The sequence below is a fragment of the Terriglobales bacterium genome (genome assembly GCA_035764005.1).
Classification (GTDB): domain Bacteria; phylum Acidobacteriota; class Terriglobia; order Terriglobales; family Acidobacteriaceae; genus Gp1-AA112.
This window is the reverse complement of record DASTZZ010000083.1, coordinates 50,651-70,439: the sequence shown is the minus strand read 5'-3', so window position 1 is coordinate 70,439 and position 19,789 is coordinate 50,651. Positions and strand designations below refer to the sequence as shown.

Sequence of the window (19,789 nt, the reverse complement as noted above, 5' to 3'; positions counted from 1 at the left end):
CCCAGAGGTGATCAAACATCAATGAAATCCAACCGATTCTTAGCACTTATTCTTTCTGGCGCGATGACGCTGCCCCTTGCAGCGCTGGCGCAGGAGGCAGGGAGCGCGAGCAGCGGTGACACTGCGAACGCGACTACATCTCAGCAGGCGACGAACAACGAGCGTGGCCAGCGCGGCGAGAAGTTTGCAGAAGCGCTCAACCTGACTCCGGAGCAGAAAGCCGACCTGAAGAGCATTCGTGAAAACGAGCGCCAGCAGGCCCAGGCGATCAAGAACGACTCCTCGTTGACAGCAGATCAGAAGAAAGCCAAATTCAAAGAGCTGCGCAAGAGCTCGCGCGAGCAGATGATGGCGAAGCTGACTCCCGACCAGCAGAAGAAGTTCAAAGAGATGCAGAAGGAGCGCCGCGGACATCGTCGCCACGGAAAGAAGGGCGCTGCTGAAGAAGGCACGCAGAGTTAATCGCGCAAGCGTTGTCATTCCGAAGCGGCTGAGTTTGCCGCGAGGAATCCCTACCGCGACTATGTAGTGAACTCAAAATTGACGTCTAGCTAGCTAAAAGGCCGCTTCAGTTCGCAGAGGCGGCCTTCTTTATTCGAGGTCAAGCCGTAAGAGTGATGGTAGGGATTCCTCACCGCCAAGAAGCGGCGGTTCGGAATGACAAACGAGAAGATCTCAGTGCCTGTTGCCGATGGCGGGAATCCTCTCCCGAATCTCCGGTGGAAGCTTTTCCTGAATTCTTCTTGCCCCTGTCCTGGCGGCATCCTGAATCACAACCGGCGCTGGAGTCGCAAGCGCGACGATCAGCCACACGAGGCTGGAGAACGCGAATCCCGCCAGCGCGATGAATTCGAGCAGGTGAGCGTTTCTGGGATCGAAGTGGCGAATCGCGCCGAAGGCGATGAGAAACATCGCGGCAGAAATGCTGGCGACCACAATCAAGCCGATGTCGATTGTGCGATGCAGACGCTGGCGTGAGCGGCAATGAAGGCAGTCGATGAAGTGCTGCTCGTAATCGCCGCGCATTTCCGGAGCGAGACCGGAGATGTCGTATCGCCAGCCGGCGAGAATGTCACCTATTACTCGATCAACGCACTCGGACATCAAAAACGAATCGCTTCCATTGGCTCATTTTGGGATGCCAGAACCAAACGGTTCTGGATCAGATTGAGGCGTCCGCCCAGAGCCCGCTCGGCCGCTTGTCGTGCCAATTCGGGATGGTTGTTGGCCTCGGACAAATGTGCCAATACGAGGAATGCTGCTCCTCCATCATAGTCGGTAGAGAAGAATTCGGCGAGAGAATCGTTGGATAGATGCCCAACACGGGACATAACGCGCTGCTTTACCGACCATGGATACGGCCCGCCGCGGAGCATTTCCAGATCGTGGTTGGATTCGAGCACGAGTGCGTCACAGCCACGCAGATGTATCTTGACGCTCGCCGGCATATATCCCAAATCGGTCGCCATACCGATCTTGATGCCCTCAGTGCGAAAGAGAAATCCAACGGGATCAGCGGCATCGTGCGGAATGGTGAAGGGGAGCACTTCAATGTCGCCGATAGTAAATCGCTCCCCGGCGCGGAAGTGTTCGCAGCGATCTAGATGAGCTTTGTCGTCATCTTCGTAAAGCGCAGCTTGTGTCGTCGCCGGTCCGCGCACCGAGCGCTGCCATTCCTGATGCGTGTGTCCGGTGATGTAAACCGGAATCTTCAGCTTGCGCGCGAGCACGCCAAGTCCGCTGACATGGTCCGAATGTTCGTGAGTGATGACGATTGCGCTGAGTTGCGCAGGATCCTCGCCGGCGCCGCGCATGCGCCGCAAAGTCTCGCGGCATGAGATGCCGGCGTCAATCAGGATGCTGGTGCCCGAACTGGAAAGGACAGCGGTGTTGCCGCGCGAACCCGACGCCAGCACCGTCATACGCACCATGCAGCGAAGGATAATCGAAGTGCCTGTGGATAAGCAGTAAAAAATCAGGTGCCCAGCAATTATTCTTTCACGGAGATTCCGAGCGTTTTCATTTTGCGATAGAGGTGGCTGCGCTCCATACCGAGAATTTCGGCGGCGCGACTCATGTTGCCTTTACTTTCCTCCAGCTTTCGCAGAATGTAATCGCGCTCGTACGCCGCGCGAGCCTGGTGGAGAGAAGAAAATTCGGGTGTGGATCCGCGCCTCGATCCATCGCGATAGATGAGGGGTGGCAGATGCTTGCGTTCGATCTTTGCGGCGCTCGGATTCATGATCACGATGCGCTCGATCACGTTGCGCAGCTCGCGGACGTTGCCAGGCCAGGCGTACTTCATCAGCGCTTCGAGCGCGTCGTCGGCGATCTCACGTGTACGGCGACTGTAGCGGGAAGAAAACTCTTTCAAAAAGTGCCGTACCAGCAGTGGTACATCTTCCAGGCGATCGCGGAGTGGAGGCACATAAAAAGGAATCACGTTCAGACGGTAGAACAGATCTTCACGAAAATTTCCTGCCGCGATCTCCTCTTCGAGGTTCTTGTTGGTTGACGCGATTACACGCACATCGACCGTAATCGGTTCGGTTGCACCGACGGGAGTAAAGCGTTGTTCGTCGAGAGTACGCAGGACTTTCGATTGCGTCTTCAAGCTCATGTCGCCGACCTCGTCGAGAAACAAAGTGCCGCCATCCGCGCGCTCGAAGGTTCCAGTCTTCTCTGCGGAGCCGCCAGGGCCGGCGGAATTGCGAAAGCCGAACAGTTCGGCTTCGATGTAGTCCTCGGGGATGGCTGCGCAGTTGACTTCGGTAAAAACGTTCTCACGCCGTAAGCTTTGGTTGTGGATGGCCCGCGCCACCAGCTCCTTTCCGGTTCCCGATTCACCATAGATGAGGACGCGGCCGTTGGTTGGCGCCATGAGCGCGATCTGCTGGCGAAGCGCTTTCGTCGGGACGCTCTCACCAACGATCACGCTCTTGGACTCAAGCTGGCGGCGATATTCGCGATTCTCGCCGCGCAGCTTGCGCGCCTGCATCGCGTTCTTCAGCACAATCAGCGTCCGTTCGAGCGACAACGGCTTTTCGAGGAAGTCGTAAGCGCCCAGCTTAGTGGCTTTGACTGCGGTTTCGATCGTCCCGTGCCCGGAGATGATGATCACTTCCGGCGCATCTTCCTGCTGCTTGATCTTCTCCAGCGTTTCCAGGCCGTCGATCCCGGGCAGCCAGATGTCAAGCAGAACCACGTCGAAAAAGCGCGTTTTCAGTACGTCGAGACAGGCCTCGCCGCTTTCGGCTGCAGTGACTTTGTAGCCTTCGTCTTCCAACACGCCGCGCAGAGACTTGCGAATGTCGGCTTCGTCATCGACTACAAGAATCGAGTTCATGAGACAACGTGATTTTACAGAACCGCACCACCGGGAAGGGACCGGCTGCCCTAGCTATTCCTGGTATCGAACTGGTGTCGGTTTGCCTCTGCGCTGCAGAATGGGCATCCTAGTTGTGAGTTGCTGATGCGGCGCATGTCCTTAACCAGTTCCGCTGGACCACACAAGTGGATGCTAAGTGCAATCCTGCTTGTGCTCTCGTGTTCGTGCGTTGCTCAAACAGTGAATCGTCGAGAGATTCGGGGTACGGTCGAAGACCTCTCTCACGCTGCGATCTCAGGCGCGAATGTGGTGTTGAAGCAGGGAACTTCCCGTCGAACGGCGACCACGAACGAGCAGGGAGGATTCGCCTTCTCAGCGAGTCATGAGGCTGCTGAACTCATTATCTCTGCGACCGGATTCGCGGACAGTCATAGAAGCATCGACGCCGGCAGCTCGGACGTCGTGCTCTTCATTCTTCTACAGCCCGCAGTTGTGAGTACAGAAGTGGATGTAACCGCTTCCCGCACGACACTGGCGCTCTCCGAAACTCCATCGAGCCTGCAGGTCATTGGCGCCGACCAGATTCGCACCAGCGGAGCGCTCGAGGTTGATGATGTTCTCCGCCAAGTGGCAGGCTTCGATCTGTTTCGTCGCAACAGCAGCCGCACCTCAAATCCAACTACGCAAGGCGTTTCGATGCGCGGAGTCGGATCGAGCGGCGCCAGTCGGGCTGCGATATTGCTCGACGGAGTTCCGGCAACTGATCCCTTCGGTGGCTGGATGAACTGGAGCCAGATTCCGCGGGAAGCGGTCGAGAGCGTCGAGATGCTGCGCGGCGGAGCTTCGGACCTCTATGGTGGTCAGGCACTAAGCGGCGCTGTGCAGCTGCTTACTAGAGCTCCAGAGGCCACCGAAGCCGATCTTGATCTCTCATACGGTAATCAGACGACTCCCAATGCTTCGGCCTATTTCGGAACTGCGACAGGAAAGTGGTTGTCGTCGTTGGCGGGAGAATACTTTTCCACAAACGGCTACATTCCGGTACAGCCCTCGCAGCGCGGCGCCGTCGATAATCCTGCCAGTTCACTCCATCGCAACGGTGAACTGCAGATTCAGCGGCAACTCTCTCAGCGATCCCGCTTCTTCGTTCGCGGGCTTGGCTATGACGACTCGCGCCATAACGGGACCATCATTGAACTGAACCGGACGCGCGCCTGGCAAGCTGCAGCCGGATTCGATTGGTCTGGAGCAGCCGACGACGTTCTACAACTACGCGGGTATGGTGGCGCGGAGGATTATCACCAGACATTTGCGTCGGTAGCTGCGGGCCGCAATAGCGAAAGTCTCGCGCGAGTGCAGCAGGTTCCCTCGCGTCAGTGGGGATTCAGCGCGCAATATCTGCGCCCGATCACACGTCGACAGACTTTCTTAGGGGGCGTCGATTTCTCGCAAGTTACCGGCCAGAGCGATGATGAGATTTTCATCAATGCGACTCCGTCAAGCGCGGTGAATGCAGGTGGGCGCGACCGCAGCACCGGCGTCTTCATCGAAGACATTGCCCGCATTACGCGCCGCTGGATTCTCACGGGCGTGCTCCGTTTCGATGATTGGCAAACTGTCTCCGGATTTAATCGGACGACCGCACTTCCATCGCGGCAGAGTACGCTTACAGCATTTCCCGATCGCTCAGAGACCGCAGTAAATCCGAAGCTCGCGACGCACTACCAGATTAACGACCGGCTCGCGGTTCGAGGTTCTGTCTATCGCTCCTTCCGCTCCCCTACGCTCAACGAACTGTATCGCTCGTTCCGTTTAGGGAACATTCTCACGCAAGCGAATCAGCAACTCGTCGCAGAGAGGCTCACCGGATGGGAGCTAGGCCCGGCGGAAAAGCTGTTCAACGGGAAACTGAATCTTTTCCAGGGATTCTTCTGGGCCGACGTTCACCGCCCGATTGCGAACGTCACCCAAAGTGTTACGCCGGCGCTGATCACGCGACAGCGTCAGAATCTTGGCAGCACGCGCGTGCGCGGGTTGGAGGCACAGGCGGAACTGGGGTTGGCGAAGTTCACGGGAATCGCCGCGCAGTACCAGTTTGTCGATGCCGTGGTCACCTCTTTTCCCGCCGATCCCACTCTGGTTGGCTTACGCGTGCCGGAGGTGCCGCACAATGAATTTACCTTTCAATTCCACTACAACAATCCGCGCGTTCTGACGCTTGCGGTTCAAGGCCGCAGCAGCAGTTCTGCGTTCGACGACGATCAGAACACGCTTACTCTGGATTCCTATTTCAAGATGGACGCGTTTATTTCCCGGCGTCTGAATTCGTACGTCGATCTGTACGTGGCGGGAGAGAATCTTCTCAATCAGCACTACATGGTGGCGCGGACTCCTATTGTGACCCTTGGGTCTCCGCTGGTAGCACGTGCTGGCCTGCAGCTACACCTTCGCCGCTGATAACGAGATACCTGCGAAACATCCGGGGAAGGCGGCCGGGCTCCAGGTTTTAGTATCCGTGCTCGCCGCTTTGGAGCGACACTTTGCCGCGGAACATGCGATAAATGAGGACAAAGTAGCCGATTGCGATGGCGATGCCGACTGCCCACCAGATCACGCCGTAAGTCAGCGAATATGACCCAGCCGCCGTGTTGTAAATCGTGAGGTCATCGACGGCACGGTTGCTCGAGGGCAGTACGGAGGGATACAGCGCATAAGCAGCTCCAACCAGCATGAAAGTGAGATACGCGCAGGAGCTGAGGAATGCTCTTCGATCATTTGCCCCGCGATGCGCAAGGAACATGGCGATCAGACTCGCCGCCACCAGAATAGGAATTACAAATCCCACTGGATGCGAAGTGTAATTTTTGGTGACCTGCGGACGAACCAACAGCGTGGCGATACAGCTTGCGATGGTTAAGGCCGCGAGCAAAGGCCACAAGCTCCGAGCGGCAGCTCGTGAGCGTCGGCCTAAATCGCCTTCTGTTTTGAGCGCGAGATAATTGGCGCCATGGACGGTCAGTGCGATGAGCGCGACAGCTCCAGCCAGCACTGTGTACCAATCGAGCACGCCGGGATCTGCACCGGGGCGAAAGTTGGTCCATAGCGGCTCGAAGAAAGAGTGATCCGGCTGGAAGGGAACTCCGCGAATTACATTGCCAAGAGCAGCGCCAAAGAAGATGGTCAGCAGCAGGCTTCCAATCGAAAACAGGCCATCAAAGAAGTCGCGCCAGACGTCATTGTCGAGATGCATGCGGAACTCGATTCCTATTCCGCGCAGGATCAGCAGCCAGAGCACCATGTTCAGCGGCAGGTAAAAGCCACTGAAGCTGGAGGCGTACAGGAGCGGGAAGGCGAAGAAGAGCGTCCCACCTCCAGCAATCAACCAGACTTCGTTGCCGTCCCACACTGGGCCGATGGCGCGCAGCACCATTCGGCGTTCCTCGTTGGTGCGCGCAACGAACAGGTGCAGGATGCCGGCTCCAAGATCGAATCCATCGAGCACCACATAGGCAGCGAGCATGAAGGCAACCAGCACGAACCAGACAGTTGCCATATTCAATCTCCTGCCACTGTGATCGGCTGCGGTTCCACATTGGGACGTATTCCCGGGCCATGTGCGATTTCACGATGCACGAGGAACAAAAAGAAGATCGCCAGGACGGCGTACAGGCCCATGAAGCCAAGCAGGGTGAACAAGCCATTTCCTGCAGATACGTTCGCTGAGTATCCGACACTGGTGCGCATTAACCCGTACACCAGCCAGGGCTGTCGTCCAACTTCAGCAGTGAGCCATCCGGCAGTGTTTGCGATGTAGGGGAATGGCAGGCAGAGCATGATCACCCACAAGAGCCAGCGCGTGGAGAACAACTTCCTGCGCCAGAGAAGAAGGACTGCAAGCGTCATCACACCGATGAACAGCGTGCCCAAGCCGGCCATGATGTGATACGCGAAGTAAAGAAGGGGAATATTCGTAGGCCAGTCTTTGCGGGGAAACTCGTTCAGTCCCTTCACCTCAGCTTCGGTGGTGCCGTAGATCAGAAAACTGAGAACTTTGTTGACGACCAGCGGATTATCGATACGCTGCTTCTCTACATCCGGCTGCCCCATGAGAACCATAGGCGCACCTTTCTCGGTACGAAATAATCCTTCCATCGCTGCCGTCGTGACGGGTTGATGCTTCGCGAGATAGCGGCCGTGGAGGTCGCCGGTCGGGAACACCTGCGCGACCGAGCAAATGAAACCGGCGATCACTCCGACGCGGAGAAAGATGCGTCCATATTCCTCCGATCGGCGGTTCAGTAAATAGAAGGCACCGACAGCAGACATCACGAATGCGCCGGTCACAACGGCTCCGCTCATGTTGTGCGCGTATTGCAGCTGCGCCCAGGGATTCAGCAATAGACCTAGGAAGCTGTTTACCTGAAAGGAACCGTCGGGAAGGCGTGTATACGCCACGGGGTGCTGCATCCAGGCGTCGGTGGTGATGATGAAGAACCCCGACAGCCATGAGCCGACGAAGACAAGGAATCCGGCCCACCAGTGGGCAAAGCGGCTCAGGCGCTTTTCACCGAACAGGAACAAGCCAAGGAAGGCCGATTCGAGAAAGAAGGAGAACACTCCCTCCATCACCAGAGGCTGGCCGATTACTCCTCCTGTCGCCTGAGAAAAGCGTGACCAGTTCGTCCCAAACTGGAACTCCATGGGAATGCCGGTCACGACGCCAAGGACGAAATTGATTCCAAAGATCTTCATCCAAAACCGCGCAGCGTGGTTGTATTGCTCGTTGCCCGTTCTGAGCGCCATCGTTTTCAGAGCGACGATCAGAGGAGCCAGTCCCATCGTGAGTTGTGGGAAGAGATAATGGAACGTGATTAGGAATCCGAAGTGAAGCCGATGGATGAAGTAAGCGGCGTCCACGCGCGTGCCCTCGCGTAAGAAGTGTACCCAAACACAGAAAGCCGCGGGCTGTTCAGTCTGCGTTACGCGATTGAGAACTGCCACAGCTGAGCAGGAACTCGATCTTGCGAATCATCCCTTGGATGACGGCACTCACAATCATTTTTCGTGCACTGGTGCCAAGCGGTCGAATCCCACTTGGCTTCAAGTTCAGATCCGGAATAACACTTCGCTCGGTCTGAACCCAGCAGTTGATGCTGTTCGGATTCGCACAAACCTTGTTCGAATTCGAACACGAACAATCAACAATTCTGTCCCGCCAAAAAAATTAAAACTCAGAACCGCGAGGGAACTCGTAAACATCTGTTGGCGTATTGATTGCTGAATTACAAACGAGGGAATTAGCGGTTTGATCTGCTAACCGAATTTGAAGCGCGTCGTCAAAGGTACAAACGGAAACCAGACGGAGTCTGGATGAGTGAGCGCAACAATGCGCATGAGTCGAACCGAAATGGAACGGCTCCGAATCGAACCGGGCAGGAGAGTTCCTTGCATCCAGCCTGGCGGGCTTTCGTGCGTTATTGCCAGGAAATGGGCCACGGCGAGATTGAGCGCTTGAAGATCCAGGACGGCATTCCCGTTTTGGTAGAGGTATCGAGACAAAAAATTAAGTTCAGCTAGCAGACAAGCTGACCGTATCACCGGAGGCTGTCGCGATCCGCAAGGTTTCTCGGATCGGACAGCCTCTTTTGCTTTTCAGGCGGTGAGAGATGACAGGCATTAGCAGTATCGGGCTCCATGGAAAAAGTTTTGTGATTCGAGGGTTCCTATTTGCGGCCTTAGTCGCACTGGCCCATTCGATTTCTTTGGCGGAGTTGAAGCCGATTAGCGAACAGGAATTCCAAAAGTTGCTGCGCAAAGCCGAGAACGGTTCTTTAAATGCTCAAGCTGAGGTAGCAAGAGCATACGCAGTGGGTCGAACCGGGAGCATCAACTACGAAGAGGCGGCGCGCTGGTTCAGAAAGGCCGCAGATCAGGGCGACCCTGATTCGCAGACGAACCTCGCGGTCTTTTATCTGACAGGCCGTGGAGTCGAGCACAGTGACACCGAAGCATTTCGCTGGCTGCAGCGGGCCGCATCGTCCAGCTACCCGCTCGCGCTTCACGATCTCGGCATTCTTTACAGCAATGGATGGGGAGTCGCAAAAGATCCGACGCACGGCTTCGAACTGCTGCTGCGTGCGGCCACAGCCGGGGTCGATATCTCGCAGGTGGACGTCGGACTCGCATACCTGAACGGCAACGCTGTGGCGGCTAATCCACAACTGGGAATCAAATGGCTGAAGCGAGCTGTGAAGCACGACCTTGCTTCGGCACATTTCATTCTGGGCATCGCCTACGAGAATGGTGAGGGCGTCGAGACAGATTACAAGAAGGCTGCTGAGCATTACCGCAAGGCCGCTGATCAGGGAGTTGCAGCGGCGCAAAACAATCTTGGACGCCTTTACCTGCAAGGCAGAGGCGTAGCGCTAGATCGCAGCGCAGCTTTTCATTTGTTTTCACAGTCGGCGGAACAAGGTAATGGAGAAAGCTATCTCAATTTGGCCTTGTGTCACCTTACCGGCTGTTCGGGCGTTATCGACCCTGTGGAGGCGTATTCCTGGTACCTGCGCGCTCAGCAATCGGGTTTTCCCACTCCGGAACTCTTTCAAAAGAGATTTTCGATTATTGGCCAGGAGCTGACGCAGGATCAGCTCCAAGTGGCGCAAACAGGATCTAGTCAGTGGGTCGCGCAGCATCCGGCCGTCGACCCGCGTTCTCCTTTGCAAGTGAACCATGCGCCCGCGCCCACATTGATGGCGAGGGAACCACGGACCTTCCAGAACGACGAGGTGTTAAAGACGTTATGGCAACGAACTCAGTACACACCGCCGCCCCTTTCGCACACTCGAGATTCCGTGCGCTGATCGCCGATAACCAGGCCTCCGCTCGCCAGGCGATCTCACGTGTCCTCGAAGACGATGACTCGATCGAAATCGTCAGCGAATGCTCGACCGGCAGTGAGACCCTGGCTGCGATCGAACTGCATTCGCCTGACATGCTCTTTGTCGACGTGCAGCTGCCTGACGTTCACGGCTTCCAAATCGCTGAATCGAGCGGTGGAAAGATTCCTGCGGTGGTTTTTATGAGCGCGCTCGATCGTTTTGCCGCCCGCGCCTTTGACGCCGATGCTGCTGACTACGTCGTCAAACCATTTCAAGACCATAGGCTTTTGCAGGCGGTCGAGCGGGCCAAGCTCCGCGTGCGCATGGAGCGGAGCGGGGTGATTCTGCCCAAGACTGCTGAATCGGTACCTAACGGTGTTCATGTCACAGTACAGGAAAGCCCGAGGTACCTGGAGCGGCTTGCGCTGAGGAATGGCGACCGCATTTTCTTCCAGAAGGTTCAAACCGTCGATTCATTCACCTCTGCCGCAAACTATGTGAATGTGCATTGCGGAGCTCAGCAACATCGTATGCGATCGACCATGGGCGAACTCGAGCGCAAGCTTGATCCTCACCACTTCGTTCGCATTCATCGCTGCGCGATCATCAACATCGAATGCCTGAAGGAGTTTCGGCCGTTGCCGCATGGCGACTACCTCGTGAAGCTCGTCGACGGCAAAGAGCTGACGATGAGCCGCAACTATCGCCAGAAATTTCGTCAGGCGTTGTCGGCTTTGAGCTACACGCAGTAAAAATCATTTCGTGATTTGGTGATTTCGCGATTTCGTGATTGAAAATCGCGAAATCACGCAATCACGAAATCGCGAAATTCTCGAGCATCCGCGGAATTCCTCTCGGGTCCTCCGGCGCGCGGATCTGTACCCTTCACCAAGACATCCCCGACCTGCTCCTGGCATCGAACCGTAAAAGCACCCAAAGTGCACCAGGTTCGATCAGGGACTAACAGGAGCAGTTTCAATGCAGAAGGCATGGTATCTCTCACCAGCGCTGCTGCTGGCGTTAAGTTTTGCCGCAGCGCAAACAGCAGGCACGCCGGGAACAGCGAGCGATCAAGGCTCTTCCTCGACACAAGCAACCACGACCAGCACAGGCCAGACCGGATCGAATGGAAGTCCGACCAGCTCGAGTCAGAATCCAGCCAGCGCGAATGGCTCAACCGGCAGCAGCTCGACAACTCCATCAACTCAAAGCTCGACTACCACGAGTGGTACAAACTCAGCAGGCGCAAATCAGAGCAGCACGAGCCAGACTGGCGCGACGGGAACTTCGGGCAACACCAGCTCTGTGGGCAGCAACTCGGCCAATCCGAGTTCTCCCAGCTCCAACAGCCAGAGCTCGAACAATAGCGGCGCGAGCAATGCCTATCCGACCGATCAGAACAGCACAACCGGCAATGATCAGATGGGCGCACAGTCCAACGCCACGGGAGCATCGACCGGGGTAGGTGTTTCGGCAAATCCTAAGCAGAACAGCGCCAGCGGTAGCTCGGCTCTACCGCAGAGCGACCAGGGAGCGAATGCAACTTCCAGCTCTTCGACGACTGCGCCTTCAGCTACCGACCAGAACAGCAATTCCACTACTGTGCCGAAGAACGATCCGAATGCGACAGGAACTTCAACTACTCCGCGTAACGATCAGAGCGCGACCAGCAGCCATGCGTCGAATCCGACGAATGCCGGCGCAAGCTCCGGTTCGGAAGCTGCCAACTCGGCGGCTCAGAGCCAAAATGGAACTTCATCGAAGAGCGCACAGCTTCCACAGACGGCGTCCGTCCTTCCTTTACTGGGCCTGATGGGATTCGGAACGTTCCTGGCAGGCTTCATCGGCCGCTTCCGCCGCTGATAGGAACTACAGCATTTTTTCCGTTGCTGTAGACCGCTCTCGGAGATATCGAGTCTTCTTTGGCATTGTCATCCTCGGAGCGCGAAGTTTGCGTATAGGGCGTCAACGATCCTGGGTTTGCACTCCGGGGGATCTGCTGTTGCTCGCGTTACCAAACAGCAGGTTCCCCGCGCCGTAAAGCAAACGCAATGAGACCGGTACTGTTTCCCGGCGGCGCGAGGAATGACAATGTCAAACAAGCAGCGTTTCTGCTTGAGTCCATCAGTTCATAGGTTCTAGAAAATGCTCTAGAACGAAACCTGACGCGGATTGGCAGGATACTTCGGTCGCGGATGCACCGATAGGGATAAATGAGTTGAATCGGTGAATCCGCGCGCGCAGGGTTCTCCCGATCTGCATATATTTGCGGCGTTCTTTTTGGGATGGTTATCGCCCAGCCGCGGTATGCATTACCTTTTGCTGTCTCGGAATTTCATCACTCGCCACAGGCTTGTGGCTGTGTCCTGCAAGCACAACACCAATTGCGATCAGCATCTGCTCCGGACTGCTGCTGACGAATGCCGTCGACCAGGGATCTCGGTCTTCCTTCTCGTCCTGCACCGTCATAATCGCCAACTTGGGGAAGTGTTCACGCAGGCGCTTTACTAGCCTTACGTTCTCCGGCGTGCGCAGCGAATCGCCGACCAGCAGCATGTCGAAAAAGATGCCACGCAGCAGCGGAACTAACTCCGAAGCACGCGTAGTGTGAATGACTTCGTACCCGGCGCGGCTCAGGATCATCGCGCGGGTAGAAATGACGAGGGTGTCCTCGCCATAAGCGAGAATTCGCCTGCGGTGCATAACTGGTTTGGGGGTAACTGGCGAAAACACTACTGCTGCTATACGGGCAAGTCAATGGGAATCGTGAGTTGCTGAATTTGGCGGAAGTTGGCACGAGTGGCCAAGCAAATGACCGCCATTGACAGCCGCTCAGAGCAGACATTCGAGACGAATTTCCACAGCTTGACAACTCAAAATCCAAGGCGCAGAATCCATCTGTTAGGCGAATAAAAAACGAAACTATCTCCTCGCTTATGACTACTGCAATGGAGCTGCGAACACGACTTGAACAGGTGCTTGAACCTCGTATTCCTCGCGCTTTTGCCCCTGTCCAGCGGCCTTCGCTGGAGCGGATTCTCACCGGCATCGCTTCGGTGGACGCGCTTACCGGCGGCATTCCCCTCGGCTGTTTGACGGAAATCTGCGGACCTTCCTCGTCCGGCCGCAGCAGCATCCTGCTTCAGATCTTTGCCGAATTTATGCGCCGCGATGAAATGTGCGCGCTCGTCGATGCCAGCGATGCTTTCGATCCGCAATCAGCAGCAAGTGCGGGAGTGGAGCTTGGACGACTACTATGGGTCCGATGCAAAGGATCGGGTAATCGGGTGATCGGGTCATCGGGTGAAGTAAAGAGGCATTCGGCATTCGGCACTCGGCACTCGGCAAAACAGAGTCAATCGCATCTTCAAAGAACGGAGGCGCCAAAGGTTTTCACTTCACCCGATGACTCGATGACCCGATCACCGGGGTCCCCAGCAGGCGCCGGTTTTGCGGCTACTGGGGTGGGGTCGCCCGATTCGCTTTCCCAGGCTCTCAAATCAACCGACCTCCTGCTCCAAGCGGGAGGTTTCGGAGTCGTAGTTCTCGATCTCGGAGACATTCCGATGGCTGCGGCGCGTCGTATTCCACTCACCACCTGGTTTCGCTTTCGGCGCGCGGTGGAGAACACTTCGACAGCGTTTATCGTTCTCGAGCAGGCTCCGCATGCAAAGAGCTGCGCCACACTGGTGATGGATTTAACCGCCCAGCAGGCGACTTGGAGTGAATCTTCAGATCAGGACGCAACAGTGATGAGTGCGCATGCCGGGAATCCTGCTCCTTTGTTCCGGGTGACTGCTGAAGGAATCGCAATACCGTTTGAACAATCGGCAACGTCGTCGTTCACTATGCCGCAGCGCTGGAGTACGCCGCACGCGCGTCTGTTGAATACGGTTCATGTGCATTTGCAGGTCACGCGTTCGAGAAGCGCCATGCAGCCGCCAAAAGTGCCTGCTAAATCAGCATTCGAGGTTGGAAATATGTTTCATCACAGAGACGCGGAGGTACAGAGCTCCCCGTTGTTGTCCCGAGCCGCTTTTGGCCATGAGGAAGCATTACAAACCCCCGTTGCTTAGGTTTTTGCTAGGGGAAAGGGGCAACAGAAAGTGGTTCTAGACGGCAAAGTTGCGGAGCAAAACCCAAGATGTTGGATTCGCAATTTTTGCGATCCCAAGATCTTGGGTTTCGAAAATGAAAAAATGCGCAAAAACCGACTTAACTCCTGTAAATGACGGATTTTGCAAAAAAGGGGGAGGGGAGGGGTACAAAGCGTTTCGAGTTTCAGGTTTCGAGTTTCGGCAAAGCCCGTTGCCAACAGGATCACCACGGCACGCGGTTAATGCCCGAGAACGAATGCGGAGGACTGGCTTTGCCGAAACTTGAAACTCGAACCCGAAACGTTTTCTGCTTTATTCCTCTGTGTTCTCTGTGTCTCCGTGGTGAATCCGCTTTTTGGGTTTAGTCATGCTGTTTGCCTGTATCTACGTTCCTGATTTCCCTGTCGAGGCTCTCCTGCGCACCGCGCCTGAGTTGCGCGAGCAGGTTGTCGCCGTCCTCGATGGCACTCCACCAATGCTCACCGTAGTTGGCGCGAATGCAAAGGCGCGCGCAGCAGGAATCGAAATGGGTATGACCAAGCTTCAGGCAGAGGCTTGTACGGGCGTGCGCCTGCGGCGCAGGTCAATTGTGGAAGAGGCTTCGGCTAGCGATGCATTGCTCGATTGCGCACATGCTTTCTCGCCTCGCGTAGAAGACACGAATCGGCAACTCAGCGACGATGACAAGTCCAGACCGGGAGACACGATCATTCTCGACATCGCTGGACTCGATCGCCTCTTTGGTCCGCCCGGCATGATTGCGCGGGAGCTATCCGGACGAATTTCCAAAATGGGACTTGCTGCGAATATAGCAATCGCCGGCAATCCCGATGCGGCCATGCACGCTGCGCACGGCTTCTCCGGTATCACTGTGATTCCTCATGGAAAAGAAGCCGAGCGACTCGGATCATTGCCTGTCTCCTTGCTTGAACCCTCTGAAGAATTGCTGGAAACGCTGGAGCGATGGGGCATTCGCGACTTCGGGTCGCTTGCCGCATTGCCGACGATCGCACTCAGCCAGCGGCTCGGGCAAGAAGGTTTGCGACTGCAGAAGCTCGCATGTGGATGCGCGCAGCGAACGCTGGTTCCTGTTGAATCCACGACCAAGTTTGAAGAAAGCATCGAGCTGGAAGATGCGGTCGAATTGCTTGACCCGCTGATGTTTGTTCTGAACCGCATGCTAGAACGAATCTGCGCGCGGCTGCAAGCGCGTGCTCTTGCAGCCACTGAGCTGCGTGTGGCGCTGGAGATCACCGGATACGAAGACCAATCGACCGAAGAGCAAGAAGCGAGTCGGTCGATGCATCAGCGCACTTTGCAGTTCCCGATCCCCATGCAGGACAGCCGGACATTTCTCAAGCTGCTGCAGCTTGACCTTGCCGCTCATCCACCGCAAGGCCCTGTGAAGAAGCTGTTCCTTAACGCAGAAGCAGCGCCGCCGCGCTTTGCCCAATCAGGATTGTTTCTGCCGCGCGGTCTGGCTCCTGAGCGTCTTGAGTTGACGCTCGCTCGACTCCGAGGTTTGGTGGGAGATGATCGCGTGGGCTCGCCCGAATTGCTGGACACGCATGCCCCCGATGCATTTCGCATGCGCCCGTTTTATCCAGAACGTTTAGCCGCAAAGAATGACAAAGAGTTTAAAGAGCAGAAGACAGCATTGCGCATCTTTCGTCCGCCGCTTGATGCCAAGGTCCACAGCAAGCATGGAGTACCAATTCGCGTATTCGTGAAAGGACAGCCGCACGAGGTCACAGCTGTTGCTGGTCCCTGGCGCAACAACGGCGGATGGTGGACCGAGAAGGCCTGGACACGCGATGAGTGGGATCTCGAACTGCGCTCCGAAGAACTTCGCCCTTGGCTCGCGCACGTATATCGCGATCTAAGCTCGGCGAAATGGTATGTGGAATCAACGGTTGATTAGAGCCGGTTTGTCATCCCGAACGAAGTGAGGGATCCCTACTGAACCAAAAAAGCATGGATACAGTAGGGATTCCTCGCCGCAAAAACCAGCGGCTCGGAATGACAAACAAAATGGATATAGATGTACATAGAGCTCCATTCCCGCTCGGCATTCAGCTTCCTCGAAGGCGCCTCGCTACCCGAAGCTCTGATCGGCGTGTGTGCCGATTATGGAATGCCGGCGATGGCGCTGCTGGATCGGAACGGTGTCTATGGCGCGCCGCGCTTCCATCTGGCAGCACAGAAGTGCGGAATCAAAGCACACATCGGCGCGGAAGTCACAATCGATGACACACTCTTTGGCGAAGCTGGACCGGCGCGCTATCCGCTGCTCGCCGAGTCGCGTACTGGGTATCAGAACCTATGCCGGCTGATCACGCGCACCAAGCTGCGTGCCAGGAAAGAAGAAAGTGCGGCACGATTCGAAGAGCTTGAAGAACATGCCGGCGGACTTGTGTGTCTCACTGGCGGCGATGAAGGTCCTTTAGCTGAAGCTTTGGCACGCGGCGGCTACGACGAAGGACTGCGTGCAGTCAAGCGCATGATGCGCATCTTCGGTCCGCAGAATGTCTATGTCGAATTGCAGCGCCACTTCGATCGACGCGAAGAAGCGCGCAACCAAGCGGCGATCGCGATCGCGCGCAAGCTGCATCTTCCGCTGCTGGCAACGAATGGTGTCTCGTATGCGACGACTGCGGAGCGCGAGATCCTCGATGTCTTCACCTGCATTCGTCACCACCGGCAACTGGAGAATGCCGGACGCCTGCTCTCGATCAACTCAGAACGCTTCATCCGCACGCCTGCGGAAATGGAACAGCTCTTTGCCGATCTTCCGGAGGCGATTGCAAATACCGAGACTCTGTCAAAGCGATTGCAGTTCACGCTCGAACATCTTGGCTATGAGTTTCCAAAATATCCGGTAGGCCCTGGCGAGACCATGATGTCGTTCCTGCGCGACCGCACGCGCGAAGGAATGTATGGACGTTATGGGCAGAAACCTTCGGAACTGCGCGAGCGCGCCCGCCAGCAGATCGAACGTGAGCTGGCGCTCATTGAACATCTCGATTTGTCCGGCTACTTCCTGATCGTGTGGGACATCGTGCGCTTCTGCCGCGAGCAGCGCATTCTCGTACAGGGACGTGGCTCGGCGGCGAACAGTGCCGTGTGTTATGCGCTTGGCATCACCGCAATCGATCCGGTCGGCATGGATCTGCTCTTCGAGCGTTTTCTTTCCGAGCAGCGTGGCGAGATGCCAGACATCGATCTTGATCTTCCCAGTGGCGATCAGCGCGAGCGCGTGATCCAGCACGTTTATGCCAAGTACGGAGCGCATGGCGCTGCGATGACTGCGAACGTAATTACCTATCGTGGACGCTCGGCCGCGCGCGAAGTTGGCAAATCGCTGGGCTTTGATGCTGAAACATTGGACCGGCTCTCAGCGCTTGTTGGCTCATGGGAGTGGCGCGGACCAACTGACACGATGGAGCATCAGTTCCGCCATGCTGGATTCGATCTGCGGCATCCGCGCATCTCGAAGTTTCTCGATCTCGCCTTGCGCGTGCAGGATTTGCCGCGTCATCTCGGCCAGCACTCCGGCGGCATGGTCGTTTGCCAGGGACAACTCAGCTCCGTCGTTCCGCTTGAGCCTGCGAGCATGCCGGGACGAGTCGTCGTTCAGTGGGATAAAGACGATTGTGCCGATTTGAAACTCATTAAGATCGACCTGCTGGGCCTCGGCATGATGGCCGTTCTGGAAGACTGCATCGAGCTGATCCCACAGCATTATGGAGATAAGGTCGATCTGGCGCAGCTTCCTCAAGACGATCCGCCGGTATATAAAGCGTTGCAGGAAGCCGATACTGTCGGATTGTTCCAAGTAGAAAGCCGCGCTCAAATGGCCGCGCTGCCGCGCAATCGTCCGAAAGTTTTCTACGACATCGTCATTCAAGTGGCGATCATCCGGCCGGGACCGATCGTCGGCAAGATGATGAATCCCTTTTTGAAACGCCGGCAGCATCTGGAAGAGGTGCGTTATGCCCATCCATCGCTCGAGCCGGTGCTGAAGCGGACGCTTGGTGTGCCGCTCTTCCAGGAGCAACTTCTGCGCATGGCCATGGTGGTCGCAGATTTTACTGGAGGCGAAGCCGAGGAGCTGCGCCGAGCGATGGGCAACAAGCGTTCGCAGGCGAAGATGGCCGCCATCGAAACTCGGCTGCGCAGCGGCATGACTAAAAATGGGATTTCGCGCGAAGCCCAGGATGAGATCGTGCAATCCATCGTCTCATTTGCACTCTATGGTTTTCCTGAATCCCACGCCGCCAGCTTCGCCCTGCTGGCATATGCGAGCGCATATCTCAAGTGCCATTATCTTGCTGCGTTCACAGCAGCGTTGTTGAACAATCAGCCGATGGGCTTCTATCATCCGGCCACAATCGTGAAAGATGCGCAACGGCATGGCTTACGGGTGCGCCCAGTGGACGTCACACGATCGGATTGGGCGTGCACACTGGAATGCGAGTGCGGCGGAGCGGCTCCGCATCATCACGAAGGCTGCAAGATTTCGATGCGCATGGGCCTGCGCTACGTTCGCGGACTGCGCGAGTCAGCGGCTAAGGCGTTAGTGAATGAACGCAACCAGCGGCCTTTCACTTCAGTAGACGATCTCGCCCGCCACGTCCCCGAATTGAGACGCAATGAGCTGAACATGCTGGCGCAAATTGGAGCGTTGAATCGGTTGGATGGAGGTTTTGCCGAATGCCAAACAGAACCGCCGGCGGTAGCCGGTGGGCCGGAGATGGCCGAATGGCCAGCTCCGGGCAAGATGATGCCGCATGCAACTTGGAAAAGCGCAGCCGCAACACACGCGGCTGCCCCACCGCCTACCACCACCCCAACAGCCGCAAAATCTGTCGGGGGCCCCGGTATCGGCGCCGGTTCTGTCTTCGTTGTTCCGCAACTTGCAATGCATCGTCGCGACGCCCTCTGGCAAGTCGAACGCGCAGCCTGGAGCGAAGGGCCGCTGCTGGCCGCCCTCGCCGAGCTTGATTCGCCTTCTCCACTCGCGCAAATGACCGCCGAAGAGCGCCTTGTGGCCGACTACCACGGTACCGGGATGACGGTTGGCCCGCACCCAATGGTGTATCGCCGTGCGGAGATGAACCGTATGCGCGTGATCCGCGCGACCGACCTGCAGGGAATAAGGCACGGGCAACTGGTTCGTATTGCTGGTTGCGTGATCGCGCGCCAGCGTCCGGGCACGGCCAATGGCTTTATCTTCCTGAGCTTGGAAGACGAAACGGGAATCTCAAACGCAATTATCACCCCCGATTTGTACGACCAGAACCGGCTACTCGTAATTCACGAACGTTTCCTTCTTATTGAGGGAATTCTCCAGAACGTAGAGAACGTCATCTCAGTGAAAGCGATGAGCGTCGCAAGGCTGGAAATCACAGAAGCAGCTACGCGGTCGCATGACTTTCACTAAGTACTTCAAAAAACAATGGATCTCACGAATCAGCGCTTGC

15 protein-coding genes are annotated in these 19,789 nt (G+C 56.6%); 9 read left to right on the top strand and 6 right to left on the bottom strand.

Annotated elements, in window-relative coordinates; all coding sequences use genetic code 11:
* Positions 1–462 (top strand): Spy/CpxP family protein refolding chaperone (locus VFU50_14030; GenBank protein HEU5233978.1); only part of this gene is annotated, 462 nt, incomplete at its 5' end.
* Positions 463–675: 213 nt separating this feature from the next.
* Here the strand turns inward: VFU50_14030 and VFU50_14025 are convergent.
* Genes VFU50_14025 through VFU50_14015 form a run of 3 tightly spaced genes read right to left on the bottom strand, consistent with a single transcriptional unit; the run spans position 676 to position 3,346 of the window.
* A complete protein-coding gene (locus VFU50_14025; GenBank protein HEU5233977.1) occupies positions 676–1,104 on the bottom strand; it encodes a hypothetical protein in 429 nt (142 codons plus the stop codon).
* On the bottom strand, positions 1,104–1,931 hold the full coding sequence (locus tag VFU50_14020) for an MBL fold metallo-hydrolase (GenBank protein HEU5233976.1): 828 nt from the start codon (positions 1,929–1,931) through the stop codon (positions 1,104–1,106). The genes VFU50_14025 and VFU50_14020 overlap by 1 nt, the downstream gene beginning before the upstream one ends.
* 59 nt (positions 1,932–1,990) lie before the next feature.
* Positions 1,991–3,346: a sigma-54 dependent transcriptional regulator gene (locus VFU50_14015; GenBank protein HEU5233975.1), complete on the bottom strand. Its 1,356-nt coding sequence runs from the start codon at positions 3,344–3,346 to the stop codon at positions 1,991–1,993.
* A 222-nt stretch (positions 3,347–3,568) separates the two neighbouring features.
* Here VFU50_14015 and VFU50_14010 point away from each other — a divergent pair, with 222 nt between their 5' ends.
* Positions 3,569–5,785, top strand: a complete 2,217-nt coding sequence (locus VFU50_14010) for a TonB-dependent receptor (protein ID HEU5233974.1) — start codon at positions 3,569–3,571, stop codon at positions 5,783–5,785.
* Between the two features lie 49 nt (positions 5,786–5,834).
* Here VFU50_14010 and cydB read toward each other — a convergent pair whose 3' ends face one another.
* Both cydB and VFU50_14000 read right to left on the bottom strand, forming a co-directional pair.
* Entirely contained in the window at positions 5,835–6,881 is a 1,047-nt protein-coding gene (gene cydB, locus VFU50_14005) for a cytochrome d ubiquinol oxidase subunit II (protein HEU5233973.1), read from the bottom strand.
* Between the two features lie 2 nt (positions 6,882–6,883).
* Positions 6,884–8,329: a cytochrome ubiquinol oxidase subunit I gene (locus VFU50_14000; protein HEU5233972.1), complete on the bottom strand. Its 1,446-nt coding sequence runs from the start codon at positions 8,327–8,329 to the stop codon at positions 6,884–6,886.
* Positions 8,330–8,698: 369 nt separating this feature from the next.
* On the opposite strand from VFU50_14000, the gene VFU50_13995 reads away from it, so the two are divergent.
* The 4 genes from VFU50_13995 (at position 8,699) to VFU50_13980 (ending at position 12,072) form a co-directional block, all read left to right on the top strand.
* Entirely contained in the window at positions 8,699–8,905 is a 207-nt protein-coding gene (locus VFU50_13995; GenBank protein ID HEU5233971.1) for a hypothetical protein, read from the top strand.
* Between the two features lie 131 nt (positions 8,906–9,036).
* Complete coding sequence (locus VFU50_13990; protein ID HEU5233970.1) at positions 9,037–10,191, top strand: tetratricopeptide repeat protein; 1,155 nt, start codon at positions 9,037–9,039, stop codon at positions 10,189–10,191.
* Complete coding sequence (locus VFU50_13985; GenBank protein ID HEU5233969.1) at positions 10,131–10,961, top strand: LytTR family DNA-binding domain-containing protein; 831 nt, start codon at positions 10,131–10,133, stop codon at positions 10,959–10,961. Before VFU50_13990 ends, VFU50_13985 begins: the two co-directional genes overlap by 61 nt.
* 226 nt (positions 10,962–11,187) lie before the next feature.
* Complete coding sequence (locus VFU50_13980; GenBank protein ID HEU5233968.1) at positions 11,188–12,072, top strand: hypothetical protein; 885 nt, start codon at positions 11,188–11,190, stop codon at positions 12,070–12,072.
* A 426-nt stretch (positions 12,073–12,498) separates the two neighbouring features.
* On the opposite strand, the gene VFU50_13975 is transcribed toward VFU50_13980, so the two are convergent.
* The gene (locus VFU50_13975) at positions 12,499–12,912 is read right to left on the bottom strand and encodes a hypothetical protein (protein ID HEU5233967.1); all 414 of its coding nucleotides are present in this window, start codon (positions 12,910–12,912) and stop codon (positions 12,499–12,501) included.
* Between the two features lie 233 nt (positions 12,913–13,145).
* Between VFU50_13975 and VFU50_13970 the strand changes: the two genes are divergently transcribed.
* From VFU50_13970 to VFU50_13960, 3 genes are all read left to right on the top strand, one after another.
* On the top strand, positions 13,146–14,285 hold the full coding sequence (locus tag VFU50_13970; GenBank protein ID HEU5233966.1) for a hypothetical protein: 1,140 nt from the start codon (positions 13,146–13,148) through the stop codon (positions 14,283–14,285).
* 388 nt (positions 14,286–14,673) lie between these two features.
* Positions 14,674–16,227 carry a hypothetical protein gene (locus tag VFU50_13965; GenBank protein HEU5233965.1) on the top strand — a complete coding sequence of 518 codons (1,554 nt, stop codon included), beginning with the start codon at positions 14,674–14,676 and terminating at the stop codon, positions 16,225–16,227.
* A gap of 120 nt (positions 16,228–16,347) precedes the next feature.
* Positions 16,348–19,749 carry an error-prone DNA polymerase gene (locus VFU50_13960; GenBank protein ID HEU5233964.1) on the top strand — a complete coding sequence of 1,134 codons (3,402 nt, stop codon included), beginning with the start codon at positions 16,348–16,350 and terminating at the stop codon, positions 19,747–19,749.
* The last annotated feature ends 40 nt before the right edge of the window (positions 19,750–19,789 follow it).

Bases quoted from the DNA above. Each gene is read 5' to 3' on its own strand.
- VFU50_13980 (HEU5233968.1), top strand. From the start codon at position 11,188: ATGCAGAAGGCATGGTATCTCTCACCAGCGCTGCTGCTGGCGTTAAGT.
- VFU50_13970 (HEU5233966.1), top strand. From the start codon at position 13,146: ATGACTACTGCAATGGAGCTGCGAACACGACTTGAACAGGTGCTTGAA.
- cydB (HEU5233973.1), bottom strand. From the start codon at position 6,881: ATGGCAACTGTCTGGTTCGTGCTGGTTGCCTTCATGCTCGCTGCCTAT.
- VFU50_14020 (HEU5233976.1), bottom strand. From the start codon at position 1,931: ATGGTGCGTATGACGGTGCTGGCGTCGGGTTCGCGCGGCAACACCGCT.
- VFU50_13975 (HEU5233967.1), bottom strand. From the start codon at position 12,912: ATGCACCGCAGGCGAATTCTCGCTTATGGCGAGGACACCCTCGTCATT.
- VFU50_14025 (HEU5233977.1), bottom strand. From the start codon at position 1,104: ATGTCCGAGTGCGTTGATCGAGTAATAGGTGACATTCTCGCCGGCTGG.
- VFU50_13965 (HEU5233965.1), top strand. From the start codon at position 14,674: ATGCTGTTTGCCTGTATCTACGTTCCTGATTTCCCTGTCGAGGCTCTC.
- VFU50_13960 (HEU5233964.1), top strand. From the start codon at position 16,348: ATGTACATAGAGCTCCATTCCCGCTCGGCATTCAGCTTCCTCGAAGGC.
- VFU50_13985 (HEU5233969.1), top strand. From the start codon at position 10,131: ATGGCAACGAACTCAGTACACACCGCCGCCCCTTTCGCACACTCGAGA.
- VFU50_14015 (HEU5233975.1), bottom strand. From the start codon at position 3,346: ATGAACTCGATTCTTGTAGTCGATGACGAAGCCGACATTCGCAAGTCT.
- VFU50_13995 (HEU5233971.1), top strand. From the start codon at position 8,699: ATGAGTGAGCGCAACAATGCGCATGAGTCGAACCGAAATGGAACGGCT.